11 protein-coding genes are annotated in these 13,034 nt (G+C 41.6%); 8 read left to right on the top strand and 3 right to left on the bottom strand.

Annotated elements, in window-relative coordinates; all coding sequences use genetic code 11:
* The first annotated feature begins 32 nt into the window (after window positions 1-32).
* The gene (locus PSH54_RS02150) at window positions 33-2,054 is read left to right on the top strand and encodes a hybrid sensor histidine kinase/response regulator (RefSeq protein WP_273605367.1); all 2,022 of its coding nucleotides are present in this window, start codon (window positions 33-35) and stop codon (window positions 2,052-2,054) included.
* A 209-nt stretch (window positions 2,055-2,263) separates the two neighbouring features.
* Here PSH54_RS02150 and ahpF read toward each other — a convergent pair whose 3' ends face one another.
* Together ahpF and ahpC are read right to left on the bottom strand one after the other, a co-directional pair.
* Window positions 2,264-3,847, bottom strand: coding sequence for an alkyl hydroperoxide reductase subunit F (gene ahpF / locus PSH54_RS02145; RefSeq protein ID WP_273605366.1), 1,584 nt, complete (start codon window positions 3,845-3,847; stop codon window positions 2,264-2,266).
* A 156-nt stretch (window positions 3,848-4,003) separates the two neighbouring features.
* On the bottom strand, window positions 4,004-4,573 hold the full coding sequence (gene ahpC / locus PSH54_RS02140) for an alkyl hydroperoxide reductase subunit C (protein ID WP_004587118.1): 570 nt from the start codon (window positions 4,571-4,573) through the stop codon (window positions 4,004-4,006).
* 254 nt (window positions 4,574-4,827) lie between these two features.
* On the opposite strand from ahpC, the gene PSH54_RS02135 reads away from it, so the two are divergent.
* From PSH54_RS02135 to PSH54_RS02125, 3 genes are all read left to right on the top strand, one after another.
* Window positions 4,828-5,247, top strand: a complete 420-nt coding sequence (locus PSH54_RS02135; protein ID WP_054981772.1) for a DUF3429 domain-containing protein — start codon at window positions 4,828-4,830, stop codon at window positions 5,245-5,247.
* 67 nt (window positions 5,248-5,314) lie between these two features.
* Complete coding sequence (locus PSH54_RS02130) at window positions 5,315-5,713, top strand: hypothetical protein (RefSeq protein ID WP_096042842.1); 399 nt, start codon at window positions 5,315-5,317, stop codon at window positions 5,711-5,713.
* A 3-nt stretch (window positions 5,714-5,716) separates the two neighbouring features.
* The gene (locus tag PSH54_RS02125) at window positions 5,717-6,541 is read left to right on the top strand and encodes a class I SAM-dependent methyltransferase (RefSeq protein WP_273605365.1); all 825 of its coding nucleotides are present in this window, start codon (window positions 5,717-5,719) and stop codon (window positions 6,539-6,541) included.
* Here the strand turns inward: PSH54_RS02125 and PSH54_RS02120 are convergent.
* The gene (locus PSH54_RS02120; protein WP_273605364.1) at window positions 6,536-8,146 is read right to left on the bottom strand and encodes a GMC family oxidoreductase; all 1,611 of its coding nucleotides are present in this window, start codon (window positions 8,144-8,146) and stop codon (window positions 6,536-6,538) included. The two genes, PSH54_RS02125 and PSH54_RS02120, sit on opposite strands and share 6 nt — an antisense overlap.
* A 176-nt stretch (window positions 8,147-8,322) precedes the next feature.
* Between PSH54_RS02120 and PSH54_RS02115 the strand changes: the two genes are divergently transcribed.
* The 4 genes from PSH54_RS02115 (at window position 8,323) to PSH54_RS02100 (ending at window position 12,968) form a co-directional block, all read left to right on the top strand.
* Entirely contained in the window at window positions 8,323-9,339 is a 1,017-nt protein-coding gene (locus tag PSH54_RS02115; RefSeq protein ID WP_273605363.1) for an AraC family transcriptional regulator, read from the top strand.
* Window positions 9,340-9,627: 288 nt separating this feature from the next.
* Window positions 9,628-10,629 carry a Gfo/Idh/MocA family protein gene (locus PSH54_RS02110; protein ID WP_273605362.1) on the top strand — a complete coding sequence of 334 codons (1,002 nt, stop codon included), beginning with the start codon at window positions 9,628-9,630 and terminating at the stop codon, window positions 10,627-10,629.
* 512 nt (window positions 10,630-11,141) lie between these two features.
* Complete coding sequence (locus PSH54_RS02105) at window positions 11,142-11,891, top strand: FadR/GntR family transcriptional regulator (RefSeq protein ID WP_004587131.1); 750 nt, start codon at window positions 11,142-11,144, stop codon at window positions 11,889-11,891.
* Window positions 11,892-12,110: 219 nt separating this feature from the next.
* The gene (locus PSH54_RS02100) at window positions 12,111-12,968 is read left to right on the top strand and encodes an EamA family transporter (protein WP_273605361.1); all 858 of its coding nucleotides are present in this window, start codon (window positions 12,111-12,113) and stop codon (window positions 12,966-12,968) included.
* Window positions 12,969-13,034: the final 66 nt, after the last annotated feature.

The following is a 13,034-nucleotide window of genomic DNA, read 5'->3' as shown; positions in this document are numbered from 1 at the left end:
TAACGATATAAAATACAATTAAGGTAATTGCGGTGAACTTTTTAAGGCGTTTTCACGATATAGTCTCAGACCAAACTCTGGATTTTAATTCTAAAATTAAAAACCTACTCGCGTTTGGCCTAGAAGTGTTCAGCCTTGATGTAGCAATAATTAGTAAAATTGATGCTAATACGTACACAGTATTACATGCTCTAACACCCGATAACGCCTTATTACCCGGTACACAATTCGAGCTAGATGGCACCTATTGCGTCCATACGTTATCTGCGGGCTCGGCGCTATCGTTTCATAAAGCCTCACAAAGTACGATTGCAACTCACCCTTGTTACATAAATTTTCAACTTGAGTCCTACATTGGCGCACCTATAAAAGTAGCCGATAAAACTTTTGGCACGGTTAACTTTTCATCGCCTAACGAGTCAACTGCATTTAGCGACGAAGCCTACGATTACATTGAGCTATTTGCCCAATGGTTAGGATCTGAATTTGCAAAAATAGACACGAAAGAGCAACTTTTAAAAAATAGCTACACCCTTTCAAAGCTCGAAAACATCGCTAATATCGGCACTTGGGAGGTCGATTTAATCGAGAACAAAGTTTATTGGAGTAAGCAAACTAAACGCATTCATCAGGTAGCCGATGACTACCAGCCAATAGTTGATAACGCAATTGAGTTTTACAAAGAGGGCCCCAGCAGAGAAGCCATAAATAAAGCGGTAGAAAACGCCATAAACAAAGGTGAAAAATGGGATTTAGAGCTTGAGGTTATCACTGCACAAAACCAAGAAATTTGGATTTCGACTTTTGGAGAAGCCGAGTTTCACGAAGGTAATTGCATAAGGCTATTTGGTACATTTCAAGACATTACCGAATCAATCTTACTTAGAGAAGCGCTAAAAAAGAAAAAAGCCGAAGCAGAGCATATGTTAGAAGATAGAAGTATGCTATTTGCTAAAATTAGCCACGAGTTACGCACCCCCCTAAATGGCATAACCGGCATGCTCACCACCCTAATAGATGAAAAAGACACTGAAAAACGAGACGAAAAAATAAAAATAGCGCTACGCAGCGCTGATATTTTACTTAATATTATCAACGAAGTACTCGATTTTTCTAAAATTAATCATGGTGAATTAAAACTAGAGCCAACCGATGTACTGCTTAAAACCATATTTAGTGATTTAGCCTCTTTATATACCCCGTTATTTAAAGAAACCCATGTTGAATTAATCATAGAAAATACAATTGATGATAGCTGCTGGGCCTTTTGCGACAGTACACGCCTGAGCCAAATTACCTCTAACTTATTAAGTAACGCGTTAAAATTTACCGAGCAAGGCCATGTAAGACTTAAAACACAGCTCATAAATAATAACGATGCGCTATCTCTTGGTATCACTGTTTCTGACACTGGTCGCGGAATGACCCCTGCCTTTTTAGAGTCTTTATTTTCGCCGTTTACACAAGAGGTTGACGCTAAAAATAATAAAGGGGGCACAGGGCTTGGCCTAGCAATTATAAAAGAGCTTGTAGAATACATGGGCGGCACAATAAAGGTGACAAGTGAGCTACAAAAAGGCTCAACGTTTAGCATTAATATTCCGCTAGAGCTTGGTAAAGAGCAAGTAATAGACGATATTAAATCAAAAATTGAGTTAAACAGCCATACGCTCAGTGTACTTATTGTTGATGACAACGATATAAACCGCCGTGTGCTTGATGCCTCTCTTGATAAGTTAAACGTAAAAGCCGACTGCGCCATTGATGGCCAAGACGCTATTTTTAAGTGTAAGCAAAAGCATTACGACCTTATTTTTATGGATTGCATTATGCCAATCCTGGATGGTTTTGAAGCCACTAAAACGCTGAGAGCGCAACGTATTTGCCCTAGCGAAAGCACCTACATTGTAGCGCTAACTGCTAATACATCGTCGCAAGATAAACTAGCTTGCCAGCAAGCAGGCATGGATATGTTTGTCTCTAAGCCATTTAAGCTTCCGCACATAGAAAAAGCGCTTTCTAACGCGCTCGAACATACCGCAAAGCTTGCATAGCACGCTAAATAACAAGAAGTTCAGTGCATTCTCTCTCAGAGCGCAGTAACACTGATTCAGTGCAGTTGGGGAGAATAATACCAATGCCAATGCATAATTAAGCGCATTGCTATAAGCATTAAAAAAGCCGCCTTTGGAGAGGGCGGCTTGGGTTAACAAACAGCTTTTGGGTGTACCTATTGCTGTTACATCAAGAGAAGGTTTGCCTATTAAGCTACATTTTGGTCTTGGTTGCTTTGCTCGCTATGGCGAATTAAGTAATCAAACGCCCCTAAGCTTGCTGTTGCACCACTACCCATTGCAATAATGATTTGCTTAAATGGCGTATTTGTCGCGTCACCCGCACCGTAAACGCCCGGTAATGAGGTTGCGCCTTTAGCGTCAATTTCTATCTCGCCAAACTTGCTTAGTGTAAGGTCGCTCTCTTTTAACCATTCGGTATTAGGGATCAAACCTATTTGTACAAAAATACCTGCAAGTGCTAATGATTTTTCCTCACCTGTTACACGGTCAGTGTAATTAAGTCCGGTTACTTTTTTACCATCGCCTACTACTTCAGTGGTTTGCGCATTTTTAATAATAGTGATGTTGCTTAAGCTATTCGCTTTACGAATAAGGACTTCGTCAGCGCGCAGCGTATCAGCAAACTCAAGTACCGTTACATGCTCTACAATGTTAGCTAAGTCGATAGCCGCCTCTATACCCGAGTTACCACCACCAATAACAGCAACAGGCTTACCCTTAAATAGCGGACCATCACAGTGTGGGCAGTAAGCTACGCCATGGCCGCGATATTCTTGCTCACCAGGTACGTTCATTTCACGCCAGCGTGCACCGGTTGCTAAAACAAGCGATTTAGCTTTTAAAGTAGCCCCGTTTTCAAGGGTAATTTCATAACCATTACTACCGCGACCAAGCCCTGCTGCGCGTTGGTTATGCATTACATCTACATCGTATTCTTTAACATGCTCTTCAAGCTGAGCAACAAGCTTTGGACCTTCAGTGGCTTTAATCGAAATAAAGTTTTCGATAGCCAACGTATCGGCAACTTGGCCACCAAATCTATCGGCAACTATACCGGTGTTTAACCCTTTACGAGCAGAGTAAATAGCGGCTGAGGCACCCGCAGGTCCGCCACCGACTACTAATACATCAAACTCGTCTTTTTCGCTTAGTGCTGCAGCTTGCTTAGCAGCGCCTTTAGAGTCTACTTTATTTAAAATGTCGGTCAGGCTTAATGCACCTTGGCTAAATGGTTCGCCATTTAAGTACACAGCTGGTACTGCTAAAATATTGCGCTCTTCTACTTCGTCTTGAAAGAGTGCGCCGTCAATCATTGTTGCTTTAATTTTGCTGTTTGTTGCTGCCATTGTATTTAGCGCCTGCACTACTTGAGGGCATGTTTGGCAACTTAAGCTTATGTATACTTCAAAATTAAGTTCTTGATTGAGTGATTCTATTTGTTCAATGTCTTCGCTTTTTGCTTTGCTTGCGTGTCCGCCAGTGTGTAAAAGCGCTAACACTAAACTTGTAAATTCGTGACCCATAGGTACGCCAGCAAACGTAATGTGGGTGTTTTTTTCAGGTGAATGCACAACCATAGATGGGCGACGTGCGCTCGAATCAGGGTTGCTCACTACCGTAAACTTATCGCTTAGCGAGGCTAAATCGTTTGCTAAGCTTTCTACTTCTGCTGATTTTTTGCTGTCATCCAAGGCAATAAGCAGCTCAACAGGTTGAGTAAGCGATTCAAAATGGCTTTTTAATTGATTTTTAATGTTGTTATCTAACATGGCTTAACCCTTTTTAGGAAAATTTAAACAGCAAGCCTCCCATGCCAACTAATGCATGTGCTAATGAGTCCGAGTTGAGATAGGAGGCACCAACAAACGAAATGATGTTGGTTTAAGGGCAGTTACCTGCCCTCATAAAAGTGGGTAAACCTGTATTTAGATTTTACCAACTAGGTCTAGTGAAGGAGCAAGTGTGTCTTCACCTGGCTGCCAAGATGCAGGGCAAACTTCACCGTCGTGAGTTGCAATGTATTGTGCAGCTTGTACTTTACGTACTAACTCTTTAGCGCTACGGCCAATACCTAGGTCATGCGTTTCGATTACTTTGATTTCGCCCTCAGGGTTCATTACAAAAGTACCACGAAGTGCAAGGCCGTCATCTTCAATCATAACGCCAAAGCTGCGAGTAATACGGCCAGTTGGGTCGCCAATCATTGGAAATTTAATTTTACCAATAGTGTCTGACGTGTCATGCCATGCTTTATGCGTGAAGTGAGTATCAGTTGATACTGAGTAAACTTCTACACCCATTTCTTGTAGCTGCTCGTAGTAATCAGCAACATCGCCAAGCTCAGTAGGACATACAAACGTGAAATCTGCAGGGTAAAAGAAGAAGATTGACCACTTACCTAGTACGTCTTTTTCAGACACTTCTACAAAGTCACCATTGTGGTATGCAGTTGCGTTAAAAGGTTGAATTTTTGTGTTGATCAATGAAGTGCTCATAGTATTCCTCATTTATATTTAAAGTGTTTTAAAGTTACTCAACGCAGCCAAAATGTGTGGCCTTTCGCGTTGGCTTGATTAATACAATAAGCCCATTGGTAAACTAAATAAAATTGATTGTTTAGATTAAAACAATCGATTTTTAAGATTGAACTATCTAGCTCTTCTATTCGTAAACGATTTATTACCTGTAAGTGCTAAGAATACTGCTACAATAGCCGCGCTAAAAAACACACAACATAAGGCATGCTGTAATGGAAAAATTTGTTAATCATATTCAACTTGGCTATTTGGGGTTACTACCCTTTTTAGGCTGCGTAGCGTGGCCGCTTATGTTTGGCAGTAATAGCGTTAACTTGGAGTTTTTTACTTTTTATAGCATTGCTATACTGGCATTTATGGCGGGCAATTTATGGCGCGCTGGGATGCAAAGCTACAGCGATGCAATTAAAGCGGTTGTGCCTGTTATACCCGTACCATTTTTATCGTTTATCCCGCTGGAGTGGGCGCTTGCCTGGTTAGGGGCTAGTTTTTGGTTAGTTCTTATCTTTGAAAAAGCCACACCACAATGGCAAACCTACCATCGCGATTATCAAAAAATGCGCTTTATTCTTACCTCAGTGGTATTTGTGTGTCACATACTCACCATTGGTATGAGCCTTTACCCAAAATAACCTTGCGCTGCTTAACCTACTAGGCGTAATAGTGTAACATCCGCGCACTGCTATTTAAGGACGCACCATGATTGATACATTACGCCAGCAGCTTAACGAGCTTGGCGAAAACTACGTAGAAAAAAACGCCGCTTTTAAAATTAAAGTTATTCCGTTTTTTTGCGCTATTAGCATTAAAAAAGATCACAAAAATGAAGGCCGGCTCAGCTTTTACTCAAACCAATTAATAGAAATACTGTTAGTGGTGTTATTTATGTTGTTTGGGCTTACGCTTTATAACCCAGAGGCGGGTTTTACACATGGCCCTATTCATATTGTGTTTGCTATTTTAATTACCTTTAATTTAATTTTAAAACAAATAGCCATTGAAGGGCTTAAAACACGCCTTGCGTTTCATCGTTTGCATGGTGCTAGTACAGCGCAAAATACTCAAAGTGCAGATAAAAACACTCACAAATCTAATTAAGTTATGTATTTAAATCCTAATTGGCGAATTCTCACCGTAGGCGATGGCGATCTATCGTTCTCTAATGCGGTGGTTAATCATATAAAACCGGCAAAGTTAGTCGCATCTACTTATGATAGCGCCAAAACCATAGAGCAAAAATACCAGCACAATGCGCTAAGTAGTTTAAAAAAGTGTCATGTTGAGGTTATTAATTGCTTTGATGTAACGGACACTTTATGTTGGCAAAAATTAGCTGCGCACCAGCACAGCTTTGATGTGGTTATTTTTCAGTTTCCGCTTATTCCAGCCTTTGTAGGGCGCGAAGCATTTGAAAGCAACACTCAAAAAACCAGCATGAACGTGCTTAATCGCGCGTTACTACATCAATTTATTAAATACGCTAACAAATACGCACTCGACAAAAGCGGCCCTATGCTTTGCTACATAACCTCAAAAGATGTAAAACCCTATCGCGAGTGGAATATTGAAGGCAGCTTAAGTAATGGCCTTGAGGCTAAATACGCGGGCCAAATGCCTTTTGATATTAACCAGTTTGATGGTTACAAAATAAGAAACGTAGACCGTGACAAACACGTAAAAGACACCAGTGGCATCACTTATGTGTTTACGCCTAAAGCAATCTTGGCGCAATCTGACGAACTAAGCACTCACCTTACAAAGCCTGCGTATTTAGATGAAAATCATTGCTCGCTTTGTCGGGTAGGCCCTTTTATTGCCACCGAAGATGAAAACAAACACCTTAACGCTAAAAAGCACCAACAAATGCTTAAACTAGAAGATGACTGGCAGGCGTGGCTTACTGACTTTTACAACCGCACCTTATAACCCTGTTTTATAGCTCAATTTAATTAAATCAGCGGCCTTTTCAGCAATGGCAATAACAGGTGCGTTTGTGTTACCTGTTACTATGGTAGGCATAATTGAGGCATCAATAACCCTTAAGCTGCGTATCCCGTGTACTTGTAGTTTGCTATTAACCACCGCCATATTGTCGGTGCCCATTTTACAGGTGCCCACAGGGTGATATTCGGTATCGGCAGTTTGGCGAATAAACTCAATAAGCTGGTCGTCGTTACTTACATCAAGCGGGTAAACAAAGTTACCACGAATTTTATCAAAGGCGGGGCTTTGCATAATACGCAGCGCTTTTTTAAGCCCTGCAAGCATAAGCGATAAATCATCAGGGTGGCTTAAATAATTAGGGTCGATAAGCGGCGCACTGCGTGGATCGCTATTGGCAAGCCTTATTGTCCCTCGGCTTTTGGGACGCATAATACTACTGTGAATACTATAGCCATGGCCAAGGTGAACTTTGCGACTATGATCGTCCACCAACCCAATTACAAACTCAAGTTGAATATCCGGCGCAGGCGAATTATCCAACACATTAATAAACGCATGTGACTCAGCAAAATTACTGGTTAATATTCCGCTGCGTTTACTAAGCCACTGCGCACACCCTTTAATAATACTTGCAGCGCCTTTTACACTTACCCCAAAGGTGCCTTTTGCAGTATTTGCTTTACACAAAGGCACCACGGTTAAGTGATCTTGTAAATTACCCCCTACTCCTTCCAGTGCATGTTCCAGTGGTATGTTATGCGCTGCTAAATGCGCTTTAGGGCCAATTCCTGAAAGCATTAACACGTGCGGAGAGTTAATTGCTCCGGCGCTTAAAAGCACCTCCTTTTTGGCCATTAATGTAATAATTTTACCGCCGCGCTCAAGCTCTACGCCGTGGGCGACCTTATTTTTGATTATAATTTTATTAACGTGGCTGTGGGTAAACACACTAAGGTTAGGCCTATTTAAGTGCGGTGTTAAATACGCTTTTGCAGCACTACAGCGCTCACCATTATGTTGCGTAACCTGCGAAAGCCGTGCTCCATGTTGCTCAGCGCCATTTATATCGTCATTTAACTGTATTCCTTGCTCAACACACGCTTTTAAAAAGCAAGAGTTTACCGCACTTGGCTTAGTCAGCTCTTGCACATGCAACGGCCCTTTTGTGCCATGTAACGCGTTATTAAACGTTTTATTGTTTTCGGCTTTTATAAAATAGGGCAATAAACTGTTGTAGTCCCACCCAAGGTTGCCATTTTGTGCCCAGTTATCGTAATCGTATTTATTACCGCGTATATACACCATGGCATTAGTAGAGCTTGACCCACCAAGCACTTTGCCCCGCGGTACAAAGCCACATCGGTTATTAAGCGCCTTTTGCGGTACCGTATTGTAGTGCCAACTATTTATGCCATATGGCACACTGGCCGCAATACCCGCAGGCATTTGTATTAAAGTGCTCTTATCGCTACCGCCCGACTCTATTAAGCACACTCTTATATGCTGCTCTTCTGATAAACGCGCTGCCAGCACACAACCTGCACTGCCTGCGCCAATAATAATATAATCAAACGTGTGGTTACTCATAGGTGCCTTTGCATCATCACTATTTAGTTCTTATTGGTAGCTGCTTTTGCTTTGTGCATCCATGCAGTTGTAAATAAGCAGTTTTATTGCAGCGTGCTATTCGCTCTATAGTGCATAGATTAAATCCTAAAAACTTGATATTTTTAGACACCCTCTTTAATTTACAGCGCCAGTGTATGAGCAGCCCAATACGTGCCACCTCTTTATATTCAATAGACTCGTTAATTAAAGAACTTGGCGCAGACCCAGCAAGCGTAATGAAAACCTGTAAGGTCACTGTCGACTTTAATAACCTTGAAAACCAATATTTACCCTACTTGAGCTATGCAAATTTATTAGAGTACTGCAGCCACACGCTTAACTGCCCAAGCTTTGGGCTTAAATTAGCAAATAAACAAAACTTTGATATTTTAGGCCACATAGCAATAGCCGCTAAAAGTGGGACTAATTTAGAAGAAGCGCTTAGCTGGGTGGTTAAATATTTACACTTACACAGCCCCGCATTGTGCTTAACAACGCACTCATTAGATAATGACGAGAGCTTATTTTTATCGTTTGAATTTAACCTAAAGCCCCTGCCACAAATAAACCAAGCCATAGAGCTCACGCTTGGCTTAGCCATGAGCATAATAAAAAAATTAAGTAATAATCAGTGCAAGCCTCGCACTGTGTTTTTACCGCAAAAGCTGGCAACTAATACACTCGCATACAAAACCTATTTTGGCTGTAAAGTAATAGAGCACCGCAACAGTGCGGGCATTGTAATAAACAAAGCCGACTTATCGATAAAGCTTAACCACAATAACCTTAATAAAACCAACGCGGCCTTTAATTTTTTAGCTAAACGCAACGAACACAGTCACTCATTACCTGCCCAAGTAAGCGCACTAATAAGGCCAATGCTGCCTATTTATCAGTGTTCAAACCAAACTATTGCCGAGGCACTTAATATGCACCCGCGTACCTTGCACCGTGAATTGGCTAAACATAACACCAGCTTTGTAAAACTTAAAGACACCACACGTCGGGCGCTAGCGGCGCATTACTTGCTTCAAAAACAATACTCTATCAGCACTATTTCAATGCTTTTAGGCTATCACGAACAGGCAACCTTATGCGCAAGTGTTAAACGCTGGTTTGGGTATTCTCCTAGGGCGTGTCGAACTTTGTGGATTGAAATTTATTCAATCTAGGGGCGATTTAATCGCGGCGCGAGGTTTGTAACCTAGTGGGCTAAGTAAAAATCGAGCAACAAAGAGTCAATCGTCCCTAGAAAGAACCCATAGGGCAGCGCATGTTTGGTCTTTATGCTGCGTTATCGCCTATTTATGGGGAATAACCACACTACATAGGCTCTGCCTTGCCTAAAAACCAAACATACTGCTGTAAATTCAACCACCAAAGGTCAACACGCCCTAAAGCATACAGGGCAAAAAAAATGTTAAAGTAACGGCTCTTATTATTTAAGCTAAGGAGCAGGCATGAACTTTGTCATTGTCGGTACAAATTTTATTAGTGATACCCTATTAAGCGCAGCAAATACGTTACCTGCATTTAATTTATACGGTGTGTGCTCACGCAAGCAATCAAGCGGCGAAGCCTTTTTATCTAATCACCCCAATACCGATGTAAAAATTTTCACCTCAATTGAGCAGGTATGCCAAGACCCCGATGTTGATGCGGTGTATATTGCAGCGCCAAATAGCCTACACAAGCAATATGCAGTAATGTGCCTTGAAGCAGACAAACATGTACTAGGCGAAAAACCTTCAGCCGCTAATAGCCAAGAGCTAAACGCTATTTTAACTGCGGCTAACGCCAATAAACGCCTTTACATGGAAGCAATGATGACCACGCATTTGCCAAACTTTGCGCGACTTAAAAATGCGCTGAGTAAAATTGGTAAACCCCGTAAGTTTATTGGCCAATACAGTCAGTACTCATCACGCTACGATAAATACAAAAACGGCGAACGCCCAAATACCTTTTTACCGGAATTTGCCAATGGCGCTTTGCTCGATTTAGGTGTGTATCCGCTTTACCTACTTATAGCACTTTGGGGCGCTCCACAGCGCGTGAGTGCCAGTGGGGTACTATTAGATACAGGCGTAGATGGTGCAGGCGACGTATTATTAAATTACGATGATAAACAAGCCGTTATTAGCTACTCTAAAATTTCTCAAGGCGATAACATCACCGAAATACAAGGTGAGCGCGGACGCTTACGAATACATGCCGTGTCGCAGTTAAAACACATAGAGTTTGTTGCCAATAACGGGGAGGTTGAGGTTATTTCTGATAAATTTGATGAGCACTTTATGAAATACGAAGTTGCGCACTTTATGCAAACCATAAACGCGCAAAAACTAGAGTCAGATGTTAATACACATCAGCTTGCCCGCGACGTAATGAACGTACTTGATACCGCAAGAAAGCAGCTTGGGGTAGTTTACCCTAATGATAAAAACGCAGCAGCGGACTAAAGTTGACCCCCATCCGTGGGCAATCAAGGCAAGAGCCTAGTTGTAATTATGCGCTTACTTATTTTTTATTAGGTACAGCTAAATTACACAGGCTCTTTATTAAAGCGTGTAGATTTTTAATGGTTTAATTTGCATAAATCTATTCACCATTCAACCAAGGCTGCGCCAGTTATTAGGCGAACTAGGTTACTCACCTCGCACCACCATTAACCCGCGCCTAGATTGCACACATTTCAAACCATTAAAGTTAGCTTGCTCTAAGCACGCTTATATAAATGAGCAAAGTTAACTTAGCACACAAAAACATGACCAATCAAGCTAGCCAATTATTAAAATTTATACTAAATTGGTAACATAAATAGGTTAACACCCATTTATAATATTATATGACCGTTACATCACTTTAGAATTTTGACATAATAGTGAATTTTGGGGTAACCTCTGCTAATAACAGTAGGTTTAGGCTATTTGAGCCTATTAGCCGCTATTCCTTAAGGTAATAAAGGTAGAATATGGGAAACCGTCGCTTATTTTGGCGCATTGTTGATAAAGTTGAAGCTTTGATAAACCAAGGAGAGTTTTCTGCTGGGAGTCGTTTACCACCAGAGCGAGAACTTGCCGACATGTTTGACGTAAGCCGCCCAACAATTCGTGAAGCTATTATTGCATTAGAAGTACGAGGCCGCGTAGAGGTCAAAACCGGCTCAGGCGTTTATGTAATAGAACAACAAGAAACATCTGTAAAAACAAAAGAGATCAGCGCTTTTGAGCTAACACAAGCTCGCGCACTTATTGAAGGTGAAATAGCCGCACTTGCCGCTCAATCAATCACCGATGAAGAACTAGCTCAATTAAAGCAAACGCTAATAGCCATGGAAAAAGGCTTATATGTAGAGCAAGCAGACCGCGAGTTTCACGAAATTATAGCGCGTGCTACACGTAACAAAGCCCTTGAGTATGCAGTGGCAAATTTGTGGGATTTACGTTTAAACAATTCACAAATTGTGGCTGATTATGGCAGTGTGTGTAAAAACAATAACGATTGCGTAATGGATGAGCACACCGCTATTTATAATGCGCTGCAAACACACGACGCAAGCGCCGCACGTACCGCAATGCATAAACACTTTAACCGTTTAATTAATGCATTATTTGACGCTGTAGAAGCGCGTGCGCTTGAAGAAATCAAACGTAAAAATGATGAAAAACGTGGCCTTTATTCTTTAGATGGCCTAGTTAAAAGTGCTAGCAAAACACACTAAAACGACCTAAACGTTTATAAGCCAACGATCTATTCGCTGGCTTTTTTATTTTAAGGCACTCAGCGTTTGCCTTTAGTTATGCATAATCAGCTACGCTAATTCATCGCACATATTAGTCACTCCCTCCCAAATTTAATGTGTATGCCATACAAGCTATTACTTAGCCAATAAAAAACAGATACACTGCGCAAAACTAGACGATTGTTACCAAGGAAAACAATGCAATCATCCACTAAAGACTTTTTGCTCGCGCTTGTGTGCGTTATTTTAGCAATGATCACAATTCAATCTGGCGCCTCATTTGCTAAGCAGTTATTTCCTGTTATTGGCCCCGAAGGCACTACTGCACTTAGGCTTGGCTTTTCTGCACTTATTTTGTGTTTAATATTTAAACCGTGGAAACACCTACCAGCTAAGGGGAATCGGTTATCAATTGTGGTATACGGTTTAAGCCTAGGCGGAATGAACATTTTATTTTATTACGCCATTGAACGTATCCCTTTAGGGATTGGTGTTGCGCTTGAATTTACCGGCCCATTAGCGGTGGCGTTATTTAGCTCACGCGCTAAGCGCGACTTATTTTGGGTGGCGTGTGCAATTGCGGGTATTTTACTGTTACTGCCCGATATGAGCAGCCAAGAAAGCCTAGACCCAATTGGCGTAATACTCGCGCTAGGTGCCGGTGCTTGCTGGGCAGCCTATATTTTATTTGGCAAAAAAACCGGCACGCAAAGCTCGGGCGGCGCAACGGTCGCACTGGGTATGACCGTAGCAGCCATTGTACTTGTACCTTATGGCGGCATATTACAAAGCAGTGCGTTTACATGGAGTGTTATACCGCTGGGCATTGGCATTGCTATTTTATCAAGCGCACTGCCCTATACACTTGAAATGGTTGCACTGCGTAATATGCCCGCTCAAGGGTTTAGCATTATGCTAAGTTTAGAGCCTGCATTTGCCGCCCTTGCTGGGTTTATTATACTTGGCGAGTTATTAACCTTGTGGCAATGGTTGGCTATTTTATTGGTGATTATAGCCTCGGTGGGTAGCTCATTTTCGAGTGTTAAAAAACAATAATCGCCTCTATAAAAAGGCCAGCACATAACTGCGCTGGCCTTTTAAATAACAAAATTTTATATAACT

The sequence above is a fragment of the Pseudoalteromonas sp. Angola-30 genome (genome assembly GCF_028599215.1).
Taxonomy (GTDB): domain Bacteria; phylum Pseudomonadota; class Gammaproteobacteria; order Enterobacterales; family Alteromonadaceae; genus Pseudoalteromonas; species Pseudoalteromonas atlantica.
Note: the sequence above shows the minus strand (reverse complement) of the source record. Positions and strands in the feature narration are given on the sequence as shown.